At 59.6% G+C, this 23,852-nt stretch carries 21 protein-coding genes; 5 read left to right on the forward strand and 16 right to left on the reverse strand.

All coding sequences use genetic code 11. From position 1 onward, the window contains the following. Nucleotides 1–2: 2 nt before the first annotated feature. Together P5706_RS17200 and P5706_RS17205 are read right to left on the reverse strand one after the other, a co-directional pair. Nucleotides 3–2,195, reverse strand: coding sequence for an alpha-ketoacid dehydrogenase subunit alpha/beta (locus P5706_RS17200; protein WP_070413452.1), 2,193 nt, complete (start codon nucleotides 2,193–2,195; stop codon nucleotides 3–5). Between the two features lie 62 nt (nucleotides 2,196–2,257). Continuing rightward, nucleotides 2,258–3,100, reverse strand: a complete 843-nt coding sequence (locus P5706_RS17205) for an SDR family NAD(P)-dependent oxidoreductase (protein ID WP_078466837.1) — start codon at nucleotides 3,098–3,100, stop codon at nucleotides 2,258–2,260. A 434-nt stretch (nucleotides 3,101–3,534) separates the two neighbouring features. On the opposite strand from P5706_RS17205, the gene P5706_RS17210 reads away from it, so the two are divergent. Together P5706_RS17210 and P5706_RS17215 are read left to right on the forward strand one after the other, a co-directional pair. Continuing rightward, nucleotides 3,535–4,365: a shikimate dehydrogenase family protein gene (locus tag P5706_RS17210; protein WP_070413451.1), complete on the forward strand. Its 831-nt coding sequence runs from the start codon at nucleotides 3,535–3,537 to the stop codon at nucleotides 4,363–4,365. A 28-nt stretch (nucleotides 4,366–4,393) separates the two neighbouring features. Beyond that, nucleotides 4,394–5,134 carry an SDR family NAD(P)-dependent oxidoreductase gene (locus P5706_RS17215; RefSeq protein ID WP_070413450.1) on the forward strand — a complete coding sequence of 247 codons (741 nt, stop codon included), beginning with the start codon at nucleotides 4,394–4,396 and terminating at the stop codon, nucleotides 5,132–5,134. 140 nt (nucleotides 5,135–5,274) lie between these two features. Here the strand turns inward: P5706_RS17215 and P5706_RS17220 are convergent, their stop codons facing one another. The 4 genes from P5706_RS17220 to P5706_RS17235 all read right to left on the reverse strand — a co-directional run bounded on the left by P5706_RS17220 (nucleotide 5,275) and on the right by P5706_RS17235 (nucleotide 9,646). After that, complete coding sequence (locus tag P5706_RS17220; RefSeq protein WP_070413449.1) at nucleotides 5,275–6,312, reverse strand: AraC family transcriptional regulator; 1,038 nt, start codon at nucleotides 6,310–6,312, stop codon at nucleotides 5,275–5,277. A 291-nt stretch (nucleotides 6,313–6,603) separates the two neighbouring features. Next, nucleotides 6,604–7,812: a DSD1 family PLP-dependent enzyme gene (locus tag P5706_RS17225; protein ID WP_161952160.1), complete on the reverse strand. Its 1,209-nt coding sequence runs from the start codon at nucleotides 7,810–7,812 to the stop codon at nucleotides 6,604–6,606. Between the two features lie 59 nt (nucleotides 7,813–7,871). Then, a complete protein-coding gene (locus tag P5706_RS17230) occupies nucleotides 7,872–9,200 on the reverse strand; it encodes a D-arabinono-1,4-lactone oxidase (protein WP_161952161.1) in 1,329 nt (442 codons plus the stop codon). Between the two features lie 77 nt (nucleotides 9,201–9,277). Beyond that, entirely contained in the window at nucleotides 9,278–9,646 is a 369-nt protein-coding gene (locus tag P5706_RS17235) for a c-type cytochrome (protein WP_070413445.1), read from the reverse strand. Nucleotides 9,647–10,330: 684 nt separating this feature from the next. Between P5706_RS17235 and P5706_RS17240 the strand changes: the two genes are divergently transcribed. Both P5706_RS17240 and P5706_RS17245 read left to right on the forward strand, forming a co-directional pair. Then, nucleotides 10,331–10,672, forward strand: coding sequence for a hypothetical protein (locus P5706_RS17240; RefSeq protein WP_070413443.1), 342 nt, complete (start codon nucleotides 10,331–10,333; stop codon nucleotides 10,670–10,672). A gap of 11 nt (nucleotides 10,673–10,683) precedes the next feature. Continuing rightward, nucleotides 10,684–11,853, forward strand: a complete 1,170-nt coding sequence (locus P5706_RS17245; protein ID WP_070413442.1) for an MFS transporter — start codon at nucleotides 10,684–10,686, stop codon at nucleotides 11,851–11,853. A gap of 1,168 nt (nucleotides 11,854–13,021) precedes the next feature. Here P5706_RS17245 and P5706_RS17250 read toward each other — a convergent pair. The 4 genes from P5706_RS17250 to P5706_RS17265 form a co-directional block, all read right to left on the reverse strand. Beyond that, nucleotides 13,022–13,642 carry an NADPH-dependent F420 reductase gene (locus tag P5706_RS17250; RefSeq protein WP_070413440.1) on the reverse strand — a complete coding sequence of 207 codons (621 nt, stop codon included), beginning with the start codon at nucleotides 13,640–13,642 and terminating at the stop codon, nucleotides 13,022–13,024. 177 nt (nucleotides 13,643–13,819) lie between these two features. Further along, the gene (locus tag P5706_RS17255) at nucleotides 13,820–14,785 is read right to left on the reverse strand and encodes an SDR family oxidoreductase (protein ID WP_070413439.1); all 966 of its coding nucleotides are present in this window, start codon (nucleotides 14,783–14,785) and stop codon (nucleotides 13,820–13,822) included. Between the two features lie 49 nt (nucleotides 14,786–14,834). Continuing rightward, nucleotides 14,835–15,470 carry an NADPH-dependent F420 reductase gene (locus tag P5706_RS17260; protein WP_070413438.1) on the reverse strand — a complete coding sequence of 212 codons (636 nt, stop codon included), beginning with the start codon at nucleotides 15,468–15,470 and terminating at the stop codon, nucleotides 14,835–14,837. Nucleotides 15,471–15,905: 435 nt separating this feature from the next. Then, complete coding sequence (locus tag P5706_RS17265) at nucleotides 15,906–16,538, reverse strand: class I SAM-dependent methyltransferase (protein WP_070413437.1); 633 nt, start codon at nucleotides 16,536–16,538, stop codon at nucleotides 15,906–15,908. A 125-nt stretch (nucleotides 16,539–16,663) separates the two neighbouring features. On the opposite strand from P5706_RS17265, the gene P5706_RS17270 reads away from it, so the two are divergent. After that, nucleotides 16,664–17,116 (forward strand): winged helix-turn-helix transcriptional regulator, encoded by a 453-nt coding sequence (locus P5706_RS17270; protein ID WP_070413436.1) that lies wholly within the window; start codon nucleotides 16,664–16,666, stop codon nucleotides 17,114–17,116. 487 nt (nucleotides 17,117–17,603) lie between these two features. Here the strand turns inward: P5706_RS17270 and P5706_RS17275 are convergent, their stop codons facing one another. From P5706_RS17275 to P5706_RS17300, 6 genes are all read right to left on the reverse strand, one after another. Further along, nucleotides 17,604–18,938, reverse strand: a complete 1,335-nt coding sequence (locus tag P5706_RS17275; protein WP_285680354.1) for an MFS transporter — start codon at nucleotides 18,936–18,938, stop codon at nucleotides 17,604–17,606. Nucleotides 18,939–18,991: 53 nt separating this feature from the next. After that, complete coding sequence (locus P5706_RS17280; protein WP_285680356.1) at nucleotides 18,992–19,753, reverse strand: 1,6-dihydroxycyclohexa-2,4-diene-1-carboxylate dehydrogenase; 762 nt, start codon at nucleotides 19,751–19,753, stop codon at nucleotides 18,992–18,994. Between the two features lie 10 nt (nucleotides 19,754–19,763). After that, the gene (gene benC / locus P5706_RS17285) at nucleotides 19,764–20,786 is read right to left on the reverse strand and encodes a benzoate 1,2-dioxygenase electron transfer component BenC (RefSeq protein WP_200432702.1); all 1,023 of its coding nucleotides are present in this window, start codon (nucleotides 20,784–20,786) and stop codon (nucleotides 19,764–19,766) included. A gap of 10 nt (nucleotides 20,787–20,796) precedes the next feature. After that, nucleotides 20,797–21,285, reverse strand: a complete 489-nt coding sequence (benB, locus tag P5706_RS17290; RefSeq protein ID WP_285680358.1) for a benzoate 1,2-dioxygenase small subunit — start codon at nucleotides 21,283–21,285, stop codon at nucleotides 20,797–20,799. After that, entirely contained in the window at nucleotides 21,282–22,658 is a 1,377-nt protein-coding gene (locus P5706_RS17295) for an SRPBCC family protein (RefSeq protein ID WP_285680360.1), read from the reverse strand. The genes benB and P5706_RS17295 overlap by 4 nt, the downstream gene beginning before the upstream one ends. A gap of 107 nt (nucleotides 22,659–22,765) precedes the next feature. Further along, nucleotides 22,766–23,713, reverse strand: a complete 948-nt coding sequence (locus tag P5706_RS17300) for an AraC family transcriptional regulator (protein ID WP_285680362.1) — start codon at nucleotides 23,711–23,713, stop codon at nucleotides 22,766–22,768. Nucleotides 23,714–23,852 lie beyond the last annotated feature (139 nt).

Below are 23,852 nucleotides of genomic sequence, written 5' to 3' on the forward strand. Positions count from 1 at the left end.
GCTCATTGGTGTGCCCCTTTTTCGCGGATGACCAGTTGCAGGCCTTCGATGACTTCCTCGGTACGCGCGCAAGCGGCACGTTCCAGGACTTTAGAAATACTCGGCGAGCCTTCGCCTCCGGTCACGCGCTGGATCGGCTGGTCAAGCCAGTCAAAGCAACGGCGCTGCAGTTCGTCCGCAAGCCAACCACCATAGGACGTACCCCGAGCCCCCTGCTCGACAATCAGCACGTTGTTGGTCTTGCGGATACTCGCCTCAACCGTGGTCCAGTCAAAGCTGGCGCGGTCGAGAAAACGCAGGTCAATGACTTCGGCATCTATGCCAGTCTGTTCTACCGCTTCCATAGAGTGTCCTACCATGCTCAAGTACGTGAGGATGGTCAGTTCACGACCTTCACGGCGCACGGCTGCTGTGCCGAACGGGATCTGATAGTCCAGGTCATCCACCGGCACTTCACCGCTCTGGCTGTACAGGTCGACGTGCTCGATCACTAACACCGGGTCTTTGCAGGCCAGCGCGGCATTCATCAAGCCGATGTAGTCGAACGGCGTGGAAGCCGCAACAATGCGCCATCCAGGATTGGTCACGTAGATACCGGCCGGGTCCATGGAGTGCTGCGAACCATAACCTGTGCCCATGGCGATCTTGGTGCGCAGCACCAAGGGGACGTCGCTTTGCCCGCCGAACATATGCCGAGCCTTGCCGATCTGGTTGAACACCTGGTCGGCGGCGACCCACATGAAGTCGGGGTACATGAACTCCACTACTGGTTTAAATCGTCCATCCAAGGCCATGCCACCACCCAATCCGCAGAAGGCGTTCTCGCTGATGGGGGTGCCGAGGATGCGCTCTGGAAAAAGCTCTTTCAGACCGCGGGTAGCGCCGTTGGTGCCACCTTTGAGACGGTGAACGTCTTCCCCCATGACGACGATACTGTCATCAGCTTCCATGCGCCGGTTCATAACGTCGGCGATAGCATCGATAAACTTGCGCTGCTCCAGGCTGCCACGATAGCTCGCCTGCTCACAGGTGTGGGCATCGGCCAACTCGCTTAAGTCGCCACGAATACCCACATCACGAAAATCAGGCGAAGGCCACAACTGAGGTCTAATCCTCCGCTTGCCTGGTTTGCCTGCGGGGTCAGCTTCCAGCAGTGCGGCAGCCGATTGGGCCATTGCCAACTTGACGGCTTCACGCAGGTCGGCCAAGCCGGCATCGTCGATCAACTTGCGCTCTTTCATTTCCCGGGCCAACCGCTCCAGGGGATCACGGGCGCGCCAGCCCTGCTCTTCTTCCTTGCTGCGGTAGCCGAATGCGCTGCCGGGGAATGGACCGTTCTGATGGAAAAACCGGTACACATCGGCCTCGATGATGGTCGGACCGTTACCGGCGCGCATATGCGTCAGCGCTTGCTGCATGGCCAAATAAACTGCCAGCGGATCCATGCCGTCGACTTTCCAGCTCGGGATATTGAAGCCCTGCCCACGTGCCGACAGTCGCGGCTCGGCGGTGGCTTCCTCAACCGTGGTGGAGACCGCGTATAGGTTGTTCTCGATGAAAAAGCAGAGCGGCAATTTCCAGGCCGCCGCCAGGTTCATGGTCTCCAGCACCGAACCGATGTTCACTGCGCCGTCACCGAAGTAGGTGATGGCTACGGTATCGGTGCCGGCATGCCGATGTGCCCAGGCGGCACCCGCCGCAAGTGGCACGCCACCACCGACGATGGCGTTGGTCCCCAGCGCACCGGCCTCAGCCCACTGCAGGTGCATGGAGCCGCCACGGCCTTTGCAGAATCCCTGGGACAAGCCCAGAATTTCCGCCAGGGTACGTTGCAGCAGATCCTGGATGGGGGCTGTTACAGGTACTTTCGGATCAATTCCATCAGGCATCAGGTATACCAGTGCCTTGGCCAGGAATTGGTGATGACCACGGTGCGAACCATTGACTTCATCCGCAGCGCCCAGGGCGACAATCGAACCCACCGCGCCTCCTTCCTGACCGATACTCGAATGCGCAGGACCATGCACCAAGCCTTCACCGGCTAATTCAAGGACGGTCTCCTCGAAGGCACGGATCAAGTGCAACTGGCTGAGCATGGTACCCAGCAACGCAGGGGAGGCCTGCTTCCAGTCGGCGTCAGTGGAACTGAGCTCGACCCACGGCGAGGCCGACGATAAGGCAACACTTTTCGGCATTTCACTTCTCCACAATGGTTCAAATCGACAGGCTACGGCGGACCGGCAAAACGAAGGGCAAGTTAGAAACCATTGGCGGTCCAACCGCCGTCCGACACGTAAATCTGCCCGGTGATGAAGGTTGCGCTGCTGGATGCGAGGAAAAGCGCCAGTTCTGCCATCTCGCCAGGTTCGCCGAGGCGTTGCAGCGGTGTACGCTTGCGCAGAGCCTCGACGTCCAGGCGTCCGGCCCGCTGCAGTTCATCCACCAGCGGCGTGCGGGTATAACCAGGGCCGATGGCGTTCATGCGGATACCGTGCCGGGCCCATTCCACCGCCAGACACTTAGTCATGGAGACCACGGCGGCCTTGGTCGCACAGTACGCTGTGCGGTCAGCGGAGTGAGAAACCCCCCACATCGACGAGGTGTTGATGATTACGCCAGCCTGCTGGTCGATCATGTACCGAGCCGCCGCCTGGGCGCAGAAAAACACACTGTTGAAGTTGATCTCGATAGCCCGTCGCCATTCGGCGGGTGTGATATCCAGGGATGGCTTGTTGATCGACACCCCCGCGTTGTTGAGCAAGACATCAATGCGCCCGAAACACGCCTTAGCGTGAGCGAAGGCGGCCTCTACAGCCGCTTCATCGGTGACTGACGCCTGAAAACATTCGACACGGGTCGTCGGGAAACGATGCTGCAACGTGATCTTGGCGTCTGTCATGGACTGGTCATTGATGTCAATCAGCAGCAGGTGCGCGCCATTACGGGCAAAACCTTCGGCCAGGGCCAGGCCAATACCGCTGCCGCCACCGGTAACCACGACCACCTTGTCTCGGATTCCGGAGTAAGCGCTGTGCTGGAAAACGGCTGAATGGTGCTCGGACTGTTCGGGCGTAGCGGGAGTGTGATCTGTATGGGACATGATGTTCTCACTTGTTATTATTTATGGTCATACATCTTTAGTTACTTGTCAGACCAGTTATCAAAAATAACTCTCAGCCTGGGGTATGTCAAAGTGTTTTGCTGAAAAAATATCGCCCCACCAGCCAGATCGGCTCCAGGCGCATCGATGTGTAGCTGCAGGACAGAATGGCCTGCGGCCCTTGACACCGAAAAGCGAAGCCTCCTACTATCCTGTCAGACAACAATAAAATATGTCAGACAGGTTAGTATTATGAGTCCTATTAGAGCGCTGTTGCGCACACTGGCTTCAATGTTCCACCCCGCCTGCGCCAACCCTGGCCACGGTTCGCCTCCCTCCCAACTCCCGATCGATTTTTTTCGGATCTGCACCCTGTGCCCAGGTATGCGTCTCGCCCATCCATGCGCGCTCACACTCCCATCTTTGAGGTTTCCATGCACATCAGTGGCCAGACACAACTGATCGGCATCGTTGCCGATCCGATCGCCCACGTAAAAACCCCGCAGGTGATCAACCATAGCGCCGCCAATCAGAGCCTGGACTTGGTCTGCGTGCCTCTGCACGTACGCGGCGCGAACCTGCGCAAGGTACTGCTCGGGATATCCGGCATTGCCAACCTGCATGGCCTGGTGGTGACCATTCCATACAAGGAAAGTATCGTTGAATTCTGCGACGAACTGACCGACACCGCACAGCAAGTCGGCTCGGTCAACGCGGTAAGGATCGACCCCGAGAACGGTCGGCTGATCGGTGGCAACTTCGACGGCGAAGGTATGCTCGCCGGGTTGCACCAGCAGGGGCACCGGCTGGAAGGCAAGCGCGTACTGCTGGTGGGAGCCGGCGGTGCTGGCAAGTCGATTGCCTGGTCGATTGCCAAGCAAAGCCCCGCTCGACTAGCGATCTACAATCGCTCCCCGGCTCGTGCTGAGGCCCTATTGGAACGCCTGAAAACGCAGTTCTCCGACATTGATTTGAGCGTGAGCGACGGCAATGCGCAGAGCTTCGACGTGATCATCAACGCCACGTCGCTTGGGCTCAAGGACGACGATGCCCTGCCTCTGGATCCGGGTACGCTGCGGGCCGGTGCTCTGGTCTGTGAAGCAGTCATGCGTTCAGGCGACACCGCGCTGCTGACAGCGGCACGGGAGCGCGGCTGCCGCGTTCACCATGGGCAACACATGATCTACGGCCAGATCGTGCAGATTTGCCGCTTCCTTGGCGTCGACCTGCAGCACGAAAATGTGGCGCGCATTCTCGGACCATGACCCCCGGTATCCCTTTGGAGAAACGACCATGTACGATTTCAACAATCGCGTCCTTCTGCTCACAGGTGCCAACGGTGGAATTGGCCGTGAAGTAGCGAAACTGTTTTATCAATGCGGCGCATTTCTGGTACTTACAGACCTGGATGGCGACGGCTTGGCGGATTTTTCCCTGGAACTCGACCCCAGCGGAGAGCGCGTCGTTACCCTGCGGATGAATGCGGCCAACCCTGAAGATTCGGCCAAGGCGGTGCAATTGGCCATAGATCGCTTCGGTGGCATTGACTTCCTGGTGCCTTCGGCCGGTTTGTACCAGTCGCAACCGATTCGGCAGATGACCGATGAACAATGGCGTCAGACCCTGGGCATCAACCTCGACGGCGTGTTTTATCTGTGTCGTCGGGCGATTCCTGCATTGCGCGCCAACAGCGCGATCGTCAACCTGACTTCGATAGCTGCCCACCGCGGTGCGTTTTCCAACGCCCATTATGGTACCTCCAAGGGCGGCCTGCTAAGCCTGACTCGCGCCCTAGCCCGTGAACTGGGTCCGAAAACCCGCGTCAACGCCGTATCCCCCGGCATCATCGAAACCCCGATGACTCAAGCTTTGATCGCCACCCGTGGCAGCGACTCAGTGGAACAAACCCCTCTCAAACGTCTTGGCCAACCCAGCGAGATTGCCTCGGTGATAGCTTTCCTGTGCAGCAGCGGCTCGAGCTTCATTACCGGTGAAGTGCTGCATGTGAACGGCGGGTTATACATCGCCGGATGAGCGCCGTCCCCTCCCTGTCCTTTCAATGAGGACGGGGAGGTACTGCTCAACAATGCGCCGCCCCCCCGTATTTTCGATGACCGTCACACCCTACTTCAGCAGCACATATACTGTCCTTGCATACGGACCGCTCCTAGGAATTATGCAAGCCCGCGTCCTTCACCACGAAACGCACTGGGACTCAACCCGGCCCAGCGCTTGAATGCTCGCCGAAAACTGCGAACATCGCTGTAGCCCACCTCTTCCGTGATTCGTTCGAGAGTCAGGCTTGGGTTACTCAACAAACTCATAGTTCGTGCTCGGCGCACCTGCTCGCGCAAGCTTTCAAAGGTCAGCCCATGCTCGATCAGCCGTCGACGCAAGGTGCGCCCACTCATATTTAAGTCACTGGCCACCTTTGCCAGCTGGCTACGCTGCAAATCCCGGAAAATTGCGCGCTCTACCGCTTGAATCAAGTCCATTTTCTCATGCAATTGAGTGCTTTCCTGCTCCAGTAAATCTAAGGCTTGGCGCAGCGCCAGCGCGTGATGATTGGGAAGGCGCACGTCCATCCAGTGACGAGCCAGGACCATACGATTATGCAGACCACCGAACCGCACATCTGCGCCAAATATATGGAGATATTCATCTATGTAAAGCGGCGCGGTATGCCTGAATTCTACCCGCAAAGGCGCGAAATCTTGCCCCAGCAGAGCTCTGCCATACACCATGAGGCTGGCCAGGAACTCCTCGCTCACAAACACCTGCACCTCTGCGTCGGGCAGCAAGCATTCGACGTCGACGAAGACTTCCTGTCCGCATTCATAGGTATGTGAAGAGGCGATCGCACCAGAGGTATGCTGATGGCGTTCGCCAATTGCAAAGGCATCGCGCAAGGTCTTGCACAGCGAAACGACATGGCCGAGCAGGCCCAACGTACCGAGTACATTCTGATACCCGACCCATAGCCCCAACCCCTGATCGGGCAGTACCTTGAGTGCGCGCTGAATCATCGCGACCGCCTGGCGATAGGAGACTCTCTGGGCCGGATCGTCCAGATCAGCCAGGCTAAAACCCAAACCGCGACAAAGATGTTCCGCGCTTACCCCTTTTTGCGCGACCACTTGCCCGAGGGCTTGCAGCAGAAAGGTTGACACAAGGGCCATGTCATGATGTGGATCAGCCGGTTTCCTTTGCATGGCGCTTCGATTCCCGACCGAATTTTTCAGTTCTTGTTTTGGACAACATGATAACAATCATAGGCCCTTGCAAGAGGTGCTGCATTCTTGGCAAAAATTGTCCGCTAAAGTCCCCCATATGGCCGCCATTACCCTACCCTTCCGCGCGATGAGGGCTTATTACAGTCAGCTCTTTAGAGGCCAAATGGACATGAGCAAGAACTTGACTCTGGTTACAGCTCAGGAGCCCCCTCCCCTGTAAACCGAATCTGAAGTGGTGGAAAATTTTCCCCAAAGCTCTATAGCAGATCTTCAGATGTAAACGGGCCAAGTGTCGACGATCTTCCCGCCCCGTACTGCCAGCAACTCCCCAAACTGCAACAGCACAAACTCGCTCTGGGTCGGGCGCAGAAACACCTGGTCTTCCACGTTCAGCCCCACCTTAGGCGAACCATTGACCATCTCCTGATTGGAACTGCGCCCGTATAGGTTATTACTCTGCAACCCTTTGGGCGATTCAAACTCAGCCATCCAGTTCCCCCCATAAATAAAGAACGTGGCGCGCTGATTGGCATCCCACCACGAGAACAACCGCGACTTGCCGTCCAGCGCCGGAATATCCACTGGCCCGGTGCTCTTCAACACAGGCGTGGCGATATAGGTCGCCGGCGCATGCTCACTCAACGACGGTAAGTCATAGTGCGTCGGCTTGAGCAACGCGGTGCCCACCGACACCTCGCTGCTGAGTTTTTCCTGCTCGTGAATGCGATAACTCGGGCTGCCCGCCGTGTTCAACGTCAGCCCGTCACGCCACAGCGGCGCAAAGTGCTGACGGGTGTAATCCACATAGCCGCTGTAGCGTTGCATGACTTTCTCGAACAAATCCTGAGGCGAACCCAGAATCCCCGGCACGCCCATCCCCACAAACGGGTCGTAGCCCATGAACCCGCTGAATTCCAACTGCTGCGGGTGCGCGCTGATCAGCGTCAGCATCTGCCCCAGCACCGCGTTGTCGCTGATGCCGCCGCGATGCAGGCCCACATCCAGTTCAATATTGACCCGCAGTTTCGTGCCCAACCCCTGGGCAAGCGTCAGGTATTGCTGCAGGCGCTCAGGCGTGTCCAGCAGCCATTGCAACTGCCGGGACGGATCGAACGGGCCTTTGTGAGTTTGGTAAAACAGCTCGGCCGATTGCACCGGCAACGGCTTGCCCATGAGCATGTCGGCCTCGGGAAACGCCAGCGCATCGTGATTGAGAAACGGCTGGTGAAACGACATCAACCGCTGCGTCCCGGCGCGCTTGGTGATGTAGGCCAGTAGCCCCGGCGACGGCAGGGACTTTTCTACCAGCCGTAAGTGTTTACTGCCTCGTTTGACCGACTGCATGACCACATCGATGTTGTGGTCCAGGCGATCTAAGTCGATCAGCATCACCGGGCGCATCGGCCCGTGGGCCTTGAGTTCGGCGTTTAAAGTGCGGAAGTAATCGTTGTAGGGGCTGCCCCGGTCACTTGGGCGCAGCAACCAGGCACCGGCGGCCAGCAAAGCGCCAGTGCCTAGTACAAAATGTCGGCGGTTCATCAGGCCACTCCCAAAATAGACGACAGGTGCGCGTTGAGGAATTTACCGCTGGGATCAAGTTCGCGGCGCACTCGGGTGAACTCCTCCCAGCGCGGATACAACGGTTCCAAGGTGCGGGCATTGAGGGTGTGCAACTTGCCCCAGTGCGGGCGGCCGGCATATTTCCAGAAGATCGGTTCCACGGCGGCGAAGAAGTTGTGGTGGTCCATGGTGTAGTGCTGGTGCACGGAGATTGAACAGCTGTCGCGCCCCTCGAACATGCTCAGCGGAATGTCGTCGGCCTTGACGTAGCGGTACTCGATGGGAAACCAGGTGCGCAGGTCCTTATCGCTGATCAGCTTGAGGATTTCCCGCAGGCAGGCCGGACCGTGTTCGGCGGGCACCGAATATTCCATCTCGTTGAAGCGCACGTCGCGCACGTTGCTGTACACCTGGAACGACTCGGCCACCCGGTCATCGAAGTTGGCAAAAAAACGCAGGCTGTTGAGCAACGTGCCCCGGACGTCGGAGAAATCGCTGACGTATTTGTCAAGTTTTTCGATGATCGACACGAACTCGTTACCGCCCGCCTCGGCCGGGTCCATGGGCGGGGTTTCGGGGTCGGTGGTTTCGTTCAGGGCGATGGACAAGGCGTAGTCGGAATGGGTCACCACGAGCATTTCCCAGTGCTGGTTTTCCCGGGCGTTTTTCGCCACGTCTTCCAGCAGATCTTCGGTCTTGGCGATCCACTGGTGCTGTCGCAGACGGTAGGGTGCGCGGTTTTGCAGGCGGACCTGGGTGGCCACGCCAAGGGCTCCGAGGGACACCCGGGCGGCGCTGAACACGTCGGGGTGGCGGTTGGCGTCGCAGTCCAGTACCTGGCCCTGGGCGGTCACCAGCTGCAGGCCGGTGACACAACCAGAATACGAGGTAAAACCCACGCCCGTGCCGTGGGTCGAGGTGGAAATCGCCCCGGCCAGGGTCTGGTAGTCGATATCCGCCATGTTGGGCAGCGCCTGGCCGACGTCCTTCAATGCCTGGCCCATGCGCGACATCGGCGTGCCGGCGGCGAAGGTGGCCTGCAAGGTGTGCGGATCGTGATCCAACAGACCGTTGAAATAACTCAGGGAAAGCAGCGTGCCGTCTGTGGGCACCAGGGCACTGAACGAATGGCCCGAGCCCACCGGCCGCACCTTGCCCGGTGCCTGGCCGATGACCTGCACCAGTTCATCGAGGTTTTTCGGCGCCTGCCGGGCCAGGGGCAAACAGGTTTGCGCCCCCGACCAGTTGCGCCAGGGAATCAACCGCGGTGCCCGGGCCAGCTGGGCCAGCACCGGGTTACTGGTCAATGCCGTGAACGCGCCAGCTACCGCGCCGCGCTGCAATAATTCTCGCCGTGAAAGCCCCATCGCCTACCCCGTTATTCTTATTGGATGTGTTGACCCGACATAAAGCTGATCAGCCCCAGGAATTGGTCTTCGGAGCACTGCACGCACAGGCCCATCGGCGGCATGCCGTTGTAGCCATTGATGGTGTGGTCCAGCAGAGTGTCCGGGCCCTGGGCGATGCGCGGGCTCCAGGCCGGGCCGTCACCGGTCAGCGGTGCCCTGGAGGCCGGATTGGCGTGGCATAGCTTGCAACTGGTGTCGTAGACCTGGGCCAGGGCTGAGTCGCCGGGCATGGCGTTGGCCGCCGTGGCGCGTTCGGATGAATGTTTCGGTTTGTCGCCACAGGCTGTCAGCAGGCAGGTCACGGCCATCAGCAGACTTATGCGACGGGGGTTGATTGCCCGCATAGCCACCCTCTCTATCTTATTGTGTGAAAGCGTGATCAACACTAATACAACCACGGCACGGCGTTGAGGTCATTCGGGGACAGAAAGGGGACCAGAGCGGACAGCCCTGCGTAATCTGCACGGCCGATACTCTCAACGTCGAATACGCCGTGACTCATGGATAAAGGGCTGACCCTCTCACTAGCATCGGGGGTTCAGTTCAAGCGTCTTGTAAAAATCAGCCCGAAAATTGTGCCGAACCGTACAAAGGCAGCGCTTTGCATGCTGGCTGTTGTGGCCTGTAACGCCGCTCTTTGTGTACCAGCGAAACCTGGCCCACAGGCTTGTCAAAATGGAACACGTGGGCCATGAGCGAGTACTTGATTTTCCTCTATTTCATCCAGATGACGCACAATCCGCACACCAAGTCGACACCTACTGAACGATATCAATGCACCATTTCACAAGCTGGAGGGTCCTTTGCGCTTGGCAGCTCAAGCATTTTGCCGAGGTATAAATACGGCCGGACACTCGTTAAAACTCTCTTCGTCGAGAGCGCTAACACGCGCAAGTAGCCAACCGCTCACCGCCTATCTAGCGGCGAGCTCACCACGGGAGTACCGTACCTAAGGTTATACGTAACAGTTCTTATCCCGCTGGTTATACCCTCATCTATGCTCACAACATCGACCGGGAACTGACGACGTGCTGCAAGACGCAGTGGTCGACTTAGGACGTTCGCTCATTCGAGAAGTTGAGGAAGAAACGGGCCTGACAGCTGAAGACTTCACGCTGGTAGACGAATGGATCCGAGTTGAAAGTGACATGCATTTCGCCTTTTTCAAGGATGCGCAGTTGAAGTGGTCGCGCCTGGAAGTCTCCGATCCAATCGAAAAATTTCTGGCGGAGCAGATAGATCCAGAACCGTCCGACGTCGTGTTGGAAAAAAAGCATCAGGTCTGGCTGGACTCACCCTACCGATGTTCCCGCGAGAGTATTTTGAAAAGAGTCTGCCTAATCGTTGAACGCTTGGCGTCGTTATTCTAGGTCGGTCACAAATGGAAAAACCGAATATCGAATATGGCAACCAGCTACGCTGGTTTGCCCTCACCAGGATAAACATTCTCTCAGCACTTTCGCAGATCGTGCAGATTGGTACAGTCACCCCGCTGCTATCGCTTTCGCTTGAGCAGCAAGGGGTGGAGCCAGCAAAAATCGGGGTGGTTGTCAGTGCCTCGTGGTTGGCTATTTTGCTGCTCTACAAATGGGTTCCACGCTTACTGGCCCGTATGGGGCTCGTCAGAACTAACATCCTCAGTGCAGCGCTGACTATTGCTGCGCTGATCGGTATGCCCCTGACAACCCATCTGGCATTGATTTTTTCACTGAACTTCTTGCTCGGCATCGGCTTGATCCTGCGCTGGATCGCGTGCGATACGTGGATCGTTGCAGTCGCCTCGAAAGACGAGCGCGGCCGGGCGATCGGCGTCCATGAGGCCTTGATGGGCCTGGGTATTGCTATTGGCCCGCTCCTGCTGATTGTATTTGGCGTGGGAAGCGCCGCGCCCTACTACGCCTGTGCCTTTATCGTGTTGATGTCCGGCGCGCTGGCCTTAACCCTCAAGACCTACGATACGCAACCGAAAACACCGGCAGAAAATCACCATGGAAAATTGTTTAGCGTCATTCCAACAGCTCTTTGCGGCGCATTTATTGCTGGCTTTTCTGAAACCTCAGCCGTGTCGTTCCTTGCAGGCTACAGCCTCTCGGCTGGCTACCTGTTGACCGCCGCGACACTCCTAATATCAGTATTCGGAATTGGTGGCACCGTCCTTCAACTGCCAATTGGCTGGATGGCTGACCGCAGCTCTTACAAGATCGGCCAGTTAGTCTGCAGCTTGATACTGTTGCTGGGTTCGTTGGCCATTCCGCTCAGCCAGCCGCATCCTTGGTTGGCGACGATGATCGTGTTCCTCTGGGGAGGCGCTATTGGCGGCATGAACACCTTGGCTGTAATCGAGGTAGGAGACCGAGCTGGCGAACATCAAGTGTCCACCGCCATGACGGCGATTGCGATGTTCTACACCTTGGGCAGCGTATTGGGTCCCATTGTTACCGGGGCCACAATGTCTTATGTCAGCGAGCAAGGATTGATGATCTCAGTGGGAGCAGTTGGTGCGCTGTTCATTGCAATTGTGCTGTTGCGTAGCATTTCGCCAGCAAAGTGATTCGCACCAACTGGTTGGCTGAAACTGTGCCCTGCTGTTATCCAGCACTCAGTAAGTCACGTTCTCGCCTGCTATAGCGGGAAAGAGTCTCAGACCGCAGTTAATGACTAGCATTAATGGCCAGACAATCATCGCAAATTTTTTTATCGCCCTAGGCTTGCGGCTTACAGCACATCGGCTCCCGGCCAACCAAACTGCTGGGCAATTCACATCCTATGGGTCATCAATCCAGAGCCGCGCCTACCCTTGTACCCGTGTCAAAGAATTTTCGACCGGCCGTTATCGCAAGCCATACTATGCAGCTATGGAAACATGATGCTGAAACCGTCGCTGCCTTCGCTGTCGAACCATTGCCGCATCTCATCGGCGACGGTCTGCTCAACGCCGACCAAGGGCAACCCTGCGCATCCCCCGAGACGGAGGACCAGTTGCCGGACGGTCAGCTACTCGGGGGCGGCCAGCACAGCGATCCGTTCCTGAGAGCTCTGGCTGGCATTAGTAGGCGGAATCATTGGGAGAAAACATCTAGATCGAATGTGCTGGCATCCGCCCCCCAGAGCGACGGACAGCGAGGCAATAGCGCTCTGCTCCTGCGCCAGGATGTCGGTAACCTGTAGGCAAACGTCGCTAGAGCCCCTACAACGGGGGCCGGTGCCAAGAGTATTCACAGACATGGTGATGCTCTCGTTGATCAAAGCCTGGAGCCCGAATACATTTCGGAGGCCCGCGCCAGTCCTTGCGCATCGATATACGCCCGGATGTTGGTCAGTTTTCCATTTCGCACAGTAATGGCGAAGAGCCAATCGTCCTCCCATGTCCTAGTTCGCAACCTCAATCCTCCCACTAGCGAGACCAATGACCAGCACCCGGTCTCCCTACGCCGCAACCTCGCCGGTTTCCATGAGAAAAGTTTCCATCGTGTCGAATTGCGTCCGAAACAGATCCACCAATCCTGAGTGCCAGCGGCGCGTGCCGGCCAGCGGTCAGTCCTCGCCCGGAATGATTCAATCGATATCTTCGGCAGCCCACGTTAGCAGACCTTGCATATCGGCGCGGCCGGTGGCTGCAAACGCATCCTTCACGATCTGAACATACTCTTGCGCGTTCATCGAAATCTCGCCATCTCTTTTCAGATCGCGACGCAATGGACCTGACGGGTGTCGGCGACTCAGCCGATCTCGACGTTCAAGGCGATATCCCAAGTACCGGCACCATTTTTTGCAAGGCCGATCATCATCAGGCCGAGCGCCTCGAGCGTCTGCGCCATGTGCAGGCCGCCGACATCCAGCGGGCGCAGCCCAAGACTCTCGATGAAAGTCGAGACGCGTGCCTTGACTTCTGGATCGTCGGCGGCGATGAACGTGTCGAGGCGCCCTCCTTTGGCAAGGACATGGCCGAAAAGCGTGTTGAACGCCTTTACGACATGCGCGCTGGCGGGGGCGATCTTGGCGATCTCCTGCGCACCAGAACTGCCGGCGGGAGAGACAAGGCCCGAGAGGTCCGGGGAGGCCGTATTGGTGATGTCGATGATCACCTTGCCGTCGAGCGCGTCCCCGTAGTCGGCCACCACCGACGCCGCACCAGTGTAAGGCACGGCGAGAATGACGATTTCGCCGGCTGGAGGGGCCTCGTACTTCCCTGTGGTCGCTCCTGCTGCGAGCTGGTCGGCCAATGCTTGCGCCTTGGCCGGGTCGCGGCTGACCACCTCAACGGTGTATCCCGCTTTGGCGGTACGACCGGCGATCGCCGCGGCCATGCCTCCTGAACCGATGATGCTGATAGTGCTCATGTGTAATCTCCAAATGAGTTGGGGTATTGCCCGCTGTCTCTGAATGGGCTTCCCCCGATTAGTATCCCGTGCGTGCCGGGCAGCATCCGCCGCCCTTCTGCCATGCTCGGGGCGAACGGATCGCGACGTCGCTGTTCGCCGGACGATTTGCGACTCGGCGAATAGCCTGATGATCACTCAGGCGGCAGGGAAGTAGTGGCCATTGTCCATATCGGCAAACAGGCCGGGCTGCACTGGTGCCCAGCCGAGAGTCTGGCGCGTGATATCGTTCGACGCCGGGGTATCCAGCGTTACCAAGTTCGCGAGGAAGCCGAAGAAACCTGGCCCCATCATTACGTCAACGGGAATGGGCACGGCGGGAAGGTTCAGACGGCTGCCAATGGCCTCCGCGATCTCGCGGTACGGGATAGACCCTTCGGCAACCGCGTGCCAGCATCTGCCAGCGGGACCCTTCTCCAGCGCCAGGCGGAACAGGGTAGCGAGGTCGCGGGCATGCACTGCCGCCCACCGGTTGGAGCCGTCGCCGGGAAAGCCAACGACGCCCTTTTCCTTTGCTTGCCCGATCAGGACCTGAAGGAAACCGGCCTTGTCGGTTGAGCTGTGCATGATTTCAGAAATGCGCACGACCGAAGACCGCACGCCCCGCTCTGCGAGACCGATGACGGTAAGCTCCACGATGTTACGAACCCGCAGGGAGCCCTTATATTGATCGCCAGCCGGAGAAAGAGCCGGATCCTCCTCGGTCGCCGGTCGGCTCTGCAGCGGCCCAGGAACCGGCCACCCCACGTTAGTTGGCGAACCGATGCTTCCCGACACGACCAGCGGTTTTCCCGTTCCAGCCAGTGCATCACCGTAGGCGAGCATGATCTGGACTTCCGCTGCGGCAACAGCGTCGAGCCCGCCGACCGGAAGCAAGTCTTGTCTGTGCGCTACATGGATCACGCCGTCGGCGGCTGCAGCCGCCTCCTTGAGCCCGTCGAGATCATCGAGATCACCGCGACGCACCTTTGCGCCAAGCGCAGTGAGCGCCTGCGCCGCACTGTCCGACCGGGCCAACGCAGTGACCTCGTGGCCGGCGGCGATGAGGTCGGAGATGATGTATGGACCGGAATGACCGGTCCCGCCAGTGACGAATACGTGCATGTTGGTGTTCCTTGTAAGTGATGTGATGCGAAAAGTTATGCGAGTGCACTCAGCCGAGAAAGCTGACGCCGATTGAGAACCTGGTGTGCTTGACGGAGTGGGTCATGAGACCCAGCGACAGCAGGCAGACGTGCTCCAGCGTCCGCGCCATGGGCAGTAGCCCAACGTCAAACGGCCGCAGCCCGAGACCTTCGACGAACGCCGAGACACGTCCCTTCGCCTGCGCGTCGTCTCCAGCGATGAACACGCCCAGCGAGTGGCCTTCGACAGGACCGGCAGCCAGGACGTGGGAGAAATGGGTGTTGAACGCCTTGATGACTTCGGCGCCGGCTGGCGCAGCTTTGGCGATTTCCTGCGCGCCGAAACTGTCCTCAGGGGTCACAAAGCTTTTGAAGTCAGGGGCGACGGGGTTGGTAATGTCGACAAGAAGCTTGCCTGCCAATTCTTCGCCGTACTGCGTCACCACCTCGAGAACCGCTGAATAGGGAACCGCCAGGATCACAATATCCCCGGCCGGGGCGGTGCCGAACGTTCCTGTCGTCGCGCCAGCTCCGATCTGCTCGGCCAGCGCCCGCGCCTTGGTGGCGTCACGACTCATCACCTCGACGGTGTGTCCGGCTTTGGCGGCAAGGCCGCCGATCGCTGCGGCCATGCCACCTGAGCCGATGATGCTGATAGTGCTCATGTGCAGTTTCCTTACAGATATGGGTTGACCATTCAAGGACTGCCGGCGTGATCCGGTGACTGCGTTCAACCTGCGAACCATGCTGATCGCCTCACTTGCAAAAAGCAAGTGAATTGCAGAAATTTACTTTCGTTATGCAAGCAATGTTAAGAATCACCTATGAAATCAATATCTAAAGAAGACATTCGGTTCCATCGGCGCAGTGAACTATGGCGTGGAGATCTTCGGCGACCGGTGGTCGCTCTTGATCATGAGGGTGGTGGCTCGACTACATCGAAGCCCCTGGCAGGTCGACAAAGAGGTGAAGGCGCTGGTCCGCAATCGCGGATGTATCTTTCCCGAGATCAGAAACCTCGCGACCAGAATGGCCTTGTCCAAGCCACCTGGTCGACTGCTACTACCGACCCCTTCCCATGAAGACGGCGTCGTGACCTGTCAGGGCTTCACGAACCGATAGACGAAGCGATCTGTCTCGCCCTTGATGGCGGGATCGAACGCCTTGATCGAGTGTGGATCGTCCTTGTTCGCGAGCAAAGTGCTTTGCGCGTCCAGTACAAAACCGGCCGCTTCCACCTCCTTGTGAACGGATGCGGGCTCAATCCGATGCAGTGACTGGGCATTGCTCGCGCCCGTCCCGATGGCGGCGGCGTGGTCGATGATGACGTAGGCCCCACCAGGCTTCAGCCGCTCAAAGACGGCTCGATTGAAGTCGGCGGCCGTGGCGCCCCTCGCCTTCATCAGATCAGTGTGGAGATCGTGGTAGAACAGGTGCAGCCACAGGACATCCGCCGGTTGCGTGACCTCCGGCATCGCGGTCAGGTCGGCGGAGACGGCTTCGACATTCTCCCGGCCCGCCTCCTTCGCGAGCGCCTGCATGCTGCCGAGCGGATCGTTCTTGAAGTGGGCGACTTCGGCTGGCACAAAGCTGTAGACCCGCCCTTTTGGCCCCACGGTGTCGGAGAACAGACGGGTCCATTCGCCGTCGCCTGGGTAAACGTCGATGACGGTGGAGCCTGCATCCACGCGTGCGAACCGGAGCAACTCGGATAACTTGGTTGTGTCGTACACGGGGATCTCCTTTACGGCTGAGTATTCGCGTTCAATGTCCTAACCATGCTGGTCGCTTCACTTGCAAAGCGCAAGCGAATAACAGGAGTTTACTTGCACCATGCAAGTGATGTTAAGATCCCCCCATGAAAACCACATCTAAAGAAGACATTCGGTCCCATTGCGCAGTGAACTATGGCGTGGAGATCTTCGGCGACCGATGGTCGCTCTTGATCATTCGCGACATCGTTTTTGCGGGTAAGAAGACCTATGGCCAGTTCCTGAAGTCGGAAGAAGGTATCGCGTCCAATGTCCTTGCGTCCCGCCTCGCCTTCCTTGAAGGACAAGGAGTTCTCTCGAAGGCCCCCAACCCCGACGACAGGCGCAAGGATTTCTATACGCTGACAGAGAAAGGCCTGGACCTCATCCCCATCGTGCTCAACATCGTTCTTTGGAGCGCGAAGCACGATTCGAAGTCGTACGCACGGGACCTTGAGGAGTTCGTGACCCGTTTAACTCAAGACCCCACGCAGGTGAGCGAAGAGTTGAAGGCTCTGGTCCGCAGGGGCGGATGCATGTTTCCTGAGAGCAAGGGATGAGCTAGAGGCAACCGCGCCCTCTCACATTGCATGGATTATGGGCACACACCCGGCTACAAGTTGCAGCCGATGTCCGAAACGGTTCTGGAAGGCACCATTGAAGTTTCACCAACCCCGGTGGCTGTTGAGGGTCGATTTCAGTCGGTTGCCACTGGCCAATCTGTTGCATCGACCGGTCGAATCCACAGTCGTTAGCCACCCTGCTCCGCCTCAGAAATCGCCAATCGCGATCGCCCGCGCACTACGCGCAACTGGGGGCAAAACTGGGGGCATATTTGGAATTTTTCTGCCTGAAAGTATTGCTCTAGAGCCCAGTCAAAATGTTTTTCGGCGACCCTGAGAGTCTTTAGGCGTTGTCGGGCAGGCTGTTCATCTGATCATTTCCGCCTTTTCCACACACCATGCAGCGCCATTCAGCTCCAGCGGATTGCTGTTCTCTGCGTCCTGGGCGCTGTGCATGCGCGCAGCAACGCCGACGGTTTGGCCGTCACAGTGCCGGGGCGGCGGGCAAGGCAATGCGGGTGCGCCGCTCATTCAGGGCAAATACCGTCATCGCCAGCGCCGCAATCGCGCCGGGGATGGCAAAGGCCATGAAATTCAGTTGCAGAGGCAGTTCGATCGCCATCAGCGCACCGCCCAAGAGCGGGCCGACTATCGCGCCATTGCGACCGATGCCGGACGCCCAGCCCAGGCCTGTGGCGCGAACCGACAAGCTGTAGAGCTGCGCAGCCCCCGCGTACAGCAGAATTTGCGTACCAATGGTGGTAGCGCCCGCGACAAAGATCAGCAGGTACAGGACCGGCATCGGGCTGTTGATGCCCAGCAGGCTGATCGAGATCACGGCGGCAGCGAAGAAGCAGATCACCACTTTCACCAGGTTCAGACGGTCGCCCAAACGGCCGCCGAGCAGCGCCCCGGCCATGCCGCCCAGGTTCAGCGCGATCAGGAACGACAGGCTCGAGCCCAGGCTGTAACCGGCGCCGGCCATCAGCTTGGGCAGCCACGAACTCAATGCATAGACCATCAGCAGGCAGCAGAAAAACGCAATCCAGATCATCGCCGTACGCACTGCCAGGCCATGGCGGAACAGCTCTACCACCGAGGCGCCTGTGCCTTTGCTGTCGGCGATCACCAGCGTATCTTCGACCTCGATCCCGGTGCCGGGCGACAACCGATTAAGCAGCGCGCGGGCCTTGTCTTGTTGGCCCTGGCGGATCAGGAAAGCGATGGATTCAGGCAGCCAGTACACAATCAGTGGCAACAGCAGCAGCGGAATCACCGCCACAAAAAACATCGACTGCCAACCATAGGCCGGCAGCATGAAAATCCCCACGCTGGCGGCGAGCATGCCGCCCAGAGAATAGCCGCTGAACATGCAGGCCATCAAAGTGCCGCGCAATTTCTTCGGCGCGTATTCGTTGATCAGCGCGGCCGCGTTGGGCATCAACCCGCCGCAGCCGAGCCCGGCGACAAAACGGCAGATACCGAACTCGGTTGGGCTGCCGGCAAAGCCATTGGCCACGGTGGCCAGACTGAACAGGGTGAAACAGAACACGATGCCTTGCTTGCGCCCGAAACGGTCCGCCAGGGTGCCGAAAATCAGCGCACCGAACATCATGCCGAACAGCGCATAGCTGCCCAGGGCGCCGGCCTGCAACGGCGTCAGCCCCCACTCGCGCATGATTGACGGCAGCACCACGCCGTAGATAAACAAGTCATAGCCGTCAAAGATCAACAGCAAGGCACACAAGCTCACGATCAACCAGTGGAAGCGGTTGAACGGGGCATTATCGATGATCGAATGGACATCATGGGTACGCATGGCAGTGCTCTCTTTATTGTTGTTGTGAGTCAATGTCAGCTGTTGGAAAAGCCTTAGCCGAGATCGCCGCCGCCCACCGGCAAGGTCACGCCGGTGATGTAGGAGGCCTCGTCGCAGGCCAGGAACAGAATCGCGACAGCTTGTTCGTCGATGCTGCCGTAGCGTTTCATCGGGCTGCTGTCGAGGGTCTGGTCGACGATCTGCTGGTACCACACACGCTCTTGCTCGCTTTGCGGCTGGCTGTTGCGCGGGATCCGCCGTGGCGGTGCCTCGGTGCCGCCGGGCGCGGTGGCGTTGACGCGGATCCCGCTGCCGGCAGTCTCCAGGGCCAGGCAGGCCGTCAAGGCATTCACGCCGCCCTTGGCCGCGCCATACGGCACGCGATTGACCCCACGCGTAGCCACGGAAGACACATTGACGATGGCGCCCGCGCCCTGCTCCAGCATGTAGGGCAGCACGCAATGGCAGCACCACAACGTAGGGAACAGCGAGCGACGCACTTCGGCTTCGATTTCAGCCTCGGCGTAATGCTCGAAGGGCTTGGCCCAAATGGTTCCGCCGACATTATTGACCAGCACGTCGAGACGCCCAAAGCGCGCCGTGGCGGCGGCCATCACCCGCGCGCACTCGCTGTATTGTTCCAGGTCGGCGGTCAGCAGCAGCGCTCGCTCATGCTGCAACTCATGCACAAGCTCGGAGCGATCCACCGCGACCAGCCAGGCGCCCTCCTCCAGCAAGCGCTCGGCAACACGCCGGCCGATCCCTTGGGCTGCGCCGGTAACCAGCGCGACCTTGTTGTTAAACCGTTGAGTCATGCGGCAGTCCTCAGGCGGCATCGCACGTGGCGACGGCGTTAGCGGTGAATTTCTCGTAATGGAAGCTGGCCGGGGCCACGCCTTGCTGCTTGAAGTGTTCGCGCACCGCATCGACCATCGGCGGCGGGCCGCACAGATACACGTCGACATCGCCGCCATTGAGGGCTTCGTCGGCCATGTGCTGGGTCACATAGCCCTGGCGCGGGTGAGCGGTGTGCGGATCAGCCACGCAGGTCACCAGGTTGAAGTCGGGCAAACGCGCGGTAAAAGCCTGCAACGCCTCGACCATCACCAGGTCCTGATCCCGCGTTACGCCGTAGATCAACCGGATCGGGCGGGTTTCCTGGCGCTGCGCGAGCACTTCAAGCATCGACAGGAACGGCGCCAGGCCGGTACCACCGGCCAGTAACAGCAGCGGCCGCGCCACCTCACGCAGGTAGAAACTCCCCAGTGGGCCGGTGATCGCCACGCTGTCGCCCGGCTGGGCGCGCTCAAGCCAGGTGCTCATCAACCCGCCGGGCACGTGCTTGATCAGGAAGCTGGCGCGCGTGTCGCCCGGGCGACTGCTGAAGGAGTAAGCGCGTGTCTGCCCACTATCGGGCACGCTGATATTCACGTACTGGCCGGGCAGGAATACCGGCGCCTGGTCAAGCTCGAAACTCACCGCCAGCGCGGCATCGGCATGTCGGGTGATGCCGGCCAGCGTCGCGGCAAAGTGCGTGGTGCCGGTCTTGCAGGCGCTGGACGGCACCGGCACGGCGATCACGCAGTCGGACTGCGGCACCATCTGGCAGGTCAGCACCTGGCGCGCCTGCGCCTCGTCGGCGCTCAGGGCGTCGTCGATATAGTCGTCACCCAAGTCGTAGGCGCCGGTTTCACAGCGACATTTGCAGGTGCCGCACACACCGTCCGAGCAGTCCATGGGCAGGTTGATGCGTTGGCGGAAGGCCGCATCAAGCACCTTTTCCCCCACCTTGCAGTCGATGAAGCGGGTCACCCCATCCTCGAAGTTCAGGGCGATGGCGTACGTCATGGCGGTGTCCTCAGATGTGGTAGATGTCGATGACCTGGTGGATGTAGTCGTTTTTCAGCACCACCTTCTTGCGCGTGATCAGCGGCTGCTCGGCACGGATGTCGAGGCGATAGAAGGAGCTACCGAAATAACTGTCGGTGGTTTTGTAGCGGTGGCTGAGGGTGTGCCAGTTGAAACGCAGGTCCACCTGCGCGCCGTCGTCAGCCAGCACTTCGAGGTTGCACAGCATGTGCACGGTGCGCGGCTCGGGCGTGCTGGCGCTGGAGCGCTCGGTCTTGATACGGAAGATGCGGTCTTCCAGGCCGTCACGGTTGGGGTAGTAGATCAGCGAGATTTCGCGCTGCGGGTCTTCGGTGAGGGTGTCGTGGTCGTCCCAGGCGGGCATCCAGAACTCGGCCTTGGGCGAATAGCAGGCCAGCCAGTCATCCCATTGGCGGTCGTCGAGCAGGCGTGCTTCACGGTAGAGAAAATCCAGCAGGTGCTCACGGGCAAGGCTCATGGCTGCACCTCGCGGTCGCTGGCAATCAGCCCTTGCTGCTCGCGCTCGATCGCACGCTGCAGGCTTTGGGCCCAGTGCGCGTGCTGGCGCACAAACAAGCCCTCGTCCTCGGTCTTGACCCCGCTGAGCTGCGGTTGCATACCCATGGCCAAGGCATTTTCGTCCGCGCCTTCGACCCACTGCTTGGCGCCACGGCTCAAGTCATTCCACAGGGTGCTCGCGCCTTGGTAACCGGTCTGGCAGGCGCGGAATTCCTCGAGGTCATCCGGGGTGCCCATGCCGCTGACGTTGAAGAAGTCTTCGTACTGGCGAATCCGCGTGGCGCGCTCTTGGGCGCTTTCGCCGATGGGCGCCATGCAATAGATCGTCACTTCGGTTTTATCCACGGCGAGGGGGCGCACCACGCGGATCTGGGTCGAGAACTGGTCCATCAGGTACACATTGGGGTAGAGGCAGAGATTGCGGGTCTGGTCGACGATAAAGTCGGCGCGCGCCTGGCCCAGGCGTTCGGCCAAGGCTTCGCGGTGATCGTGCACCGGGCGCACTTCGGGGTTGAGCAGGCGCGTCCACAGCAGGATATGCCCGTGGTCGAAGGCGTAGACGCCGCCCAGGCTTTTCGACCAGCCATTGGCGTCGACGGTGCGCGTGCCCTCGGCTGCGTAGTTGCGCCGGCCCATGGTCGCCGAGTAGTTCCAGTGCACCGAGCTGACGTGGTAACCGTCGGCGCCGTTTTCGATTTGCAGCTTCCAGTTGCCGTCATAGACATAGGATGAGCTGCCGCGCAGCACCTCCAGGCCCAAAGGCGCCTGGTCGACCATCTGGTCGATGATCACGCGGGTTTCGCCCAGGTAATCGCGCAGTTCCGGCACCGCATCGCTGAGGCTGCCGAACAGGAAACCGCGGTAGTTTTCAAAGCGCGCCAAGCGCTTGAGGTCATGGGAGCCGTCGCAGTCGAAGCTGTCCGGGTAGGCGCCGGTCTTGGCGTCCTTGACCTTGAGCAGCTTGCCGGCGTTGCTGAACGTCCAGCCATGGAAGGGGCAAGTGAATGAGCCCTTGTTGCCTTGTTTGCGCCGGCACAGCATGGCGCCGCGATGCGCGCAGGCGTTGACCAGGCCATGCAGCACGGCGTGTTTGTCACGGGTGATAACCACCGGCTGGCGGCCGATCCAGGTGGTGAAGTAATCGTTGATCTGCGGCACTTGGCTTTCATGGGCCAGGTAGATCCAACCGCCTTCGAAGATGTGTTTCATCTCCAGGGCAAACAGGTCGGGGTCGGTGAAGATATCGCGGCGGCAGCGGAACACCCCAGTGGCGGGGTCTTCCTGTACGGACTCGCGCAATTGGCTGGCGAGTCGGTCGAGTCTACTGATCATAGGGCGGGCCCTCCGTTGTTCTTGTATCAGGCACCCTCACCGTACGTGTTCGCCCTGCGCGTCAATATCCGCCGCCTGCACATCGCTATCCGCCAGGCGCACGTCGCTTAACGATGGCGTTTGAAGGTCTGCGACGGCAGTTCGCCGAAGCGTTTGCGATAAGCCTCGGAAAACCGCCCCAAGTGCATGAAACCATGGTCCAAAGCCACCTCGGTCACGCTGCGCGTGCTACTCAGTTGCAAGCGTGCGTGCACGCGTTCGAGCTTGCAGCGGCGCACATAGTCGCGCGGCGACAGCCCCACCTGATGCTCAAACAGGCTGTACAGCGAACGTTCGCTGACCTTGGCCACGGCCATCAACTGCTCGACGCTGATGTGATCTCCCAGGTGCTGCTGGATAAATTCGCGCACCGCTTCAAACCCACCGCCGTGGGCAGCCTGGGGGATCACCCGCAACACATTGCTGCCCAGCAATGCCAGCAGCTTGTTGGCCACGATGCGTTCGTACAGGCCCTGCATATGCGGCTCGGCAGCGTTTTCCGCCTCATGGCAAATCAGCCCGAGCAACGGCAGGAAGCCGCCCATTTCACTCAGCGCGTGGCGCGCCGTCGCGAAGCGGATACCCACCTGCGGCAGGCTCCAGTGCTGCTCCAGGCAGGCGTTTTCCAGCAGGCGCACCGGCAGTTTGATGATGAATTTCTCGCAGTCGGCCGAATAGGTCAGGTCTACCGGGTCGTCCGGGTTGATCAGCAGGATTTCTCCCGGCCCGAACACGTCATCGCCGCCACGGGAGCTGGATCGGCAATGCCCGCTCAACAGGATCTGCAGGTGATAGATGGTCTCCAGCGCCACCGATGTGACCCGTACCGGTGCGCCGTAGCTGATGCGGCACAGGTCCAGGCTGGCGAAGGTGCGATGGCTGATACTCGCCCGGGGTCGACCCTTGGGAGGCAGGCGAATGCAGTGGCTGCCCACGTGCTGGTTGACGTAGTCCGACACCGCGTAGGCATCGGCGCCCCGGAAAATCTGGCTGCGCTCACTCAATAGCACGGTCATGGTTGCGCCTCTTTTATAGTTATTGGGCTCAGGCTGACGCGTGGGTACGGGGCCGTCCAATATGGATAAAGTCTGAAGGGATACCCTGGAGGTATCGTCGGGCGTTCTGCGCCAGGGTTTCAGCGGTGCGCCGGGGTGC

It is taken from the genome of Pseudomonas sp. ChxA (assembly GCF_030263855.1).
GTDB classification, from domain to species: Bacteria; Pseudomonadota; Gammaproteobacteria; order Pseudomonadales; family Pseudomonadaceae; genus Aquipseudomonas; species Aquipseudomonas fluorescens_CB.

Coding starts and splice junctions, on each gene's coding strand:
- P5706_RS17200 (WP_070413452.1), bottom strand. CDS start 2,195: ATGCCGAAAAGTGTTGCCTTATCGTCGGCCTCGCCGTGGGTCGAGCTC.
- P5706_RS17205 (WP_078466837.1), bottom strand. CDS start 3,100: ATGTCCCATACAGATCACACTCCCGCTACGCCCGAACAGTCCGAGCAC.
- P5706_RS17210 (WP_070413451.1), top strand. CDS start 3,535: ATGCACATCAGTGGCCAGACACAACTGATCGGCATCGTTGCCGATCCG.
- P5706_RS17215 (WP_070413450.1), top strand. CDS start 4,394: ATGTACGATTTCAACAATCGCGTCCTTCTGCTCACAGGTGCCAACGGT.
- P5706_RS17220 (WP_070413449.1), bottom strand. CDS start 6,312: ATGCAAAGGAAACCGGCTGATCCACATCATGACATGGCCCTTGTGTCA.
- P5706_RS17235 (WP_070413445.1), bottom strand. CDS start 9,646: ATGCGGGCAATCAACCCCCGTCGCATAAGTCTGCTGATGGCCGTGACC.
- P5706_RS17245 (WP_070413442.1), top strand. CDS start 10,684: ATGGAAAAACCGAATATCGAATATGGCAACCAGCTACGCTGGTTTGCC.
- P5706_RS17250 (WP_070413440.1), bottom strand. CDS start 13,642: ATGAGCACTATCAGCATCATCGGTTCAGGAGGCATGGCCGCGGCGATC.
- P5706_RS17255 (WP_070413439.1), bottom strand. CDS start 14,785: ATGCACGTATTCGTCACTGGCGGGACCGGTCATTCCGGTCCATACATC.
- P5706_RS17260 (WP_070413438.1), bottom strand. CDS start 15,470: ATGAGCACTATCAGCATCATCGGCTCAGGTGGCATGGCCGCAGCGATC.
- P5706_RS17270 (WP_070413436.1), top strand. CDS start 16,664: ATGAAAACCACATCTAAAGAAGACATTCGGTCCCATTGCGCAGTGAAC.
- P5706_RS17275 (WP_285680354.1), bottom strand. CDS start 18,938: ATGCGTACCCATGATGTCCATTCGATCATCGATAATGCCCCGTTCAAC.
- P5706_RS17280 (WP_285680356.1), bottom strand. CDS start 19,753: ATGACTCAACGGTTTAACAACAAGGTCGCGCTGGTTACCGGCGCAGCC.
- benC (WP_200432702.1), bottom strand. CDS start 20,786: ATGACGTACGCCATCGCCCTGAACTTCGAGGATGGGGTGACCCGCTTC.
- benB (WP_285680358.1), bottom strand. CDS start 21,285: ATGAGCCTTGCCCGTGAGCACCTGCTGGATTTTCTCTACCGTGAAGCA.
- P5706_RS17295 (WP_285680360.1), bottom strand. CDS start 22,658: ATGATCAGTAGACTCGACCGACTCGCCAGCCAATTGCGCGAGTCCGTA.
- P5706_RS17300 (WP_285680362.1), bottom strand. CDS start 23,713: ATGACCGTGCTATTGAGTGAGCGCAGCCAGATTTTCCGGGGCGCCGAT.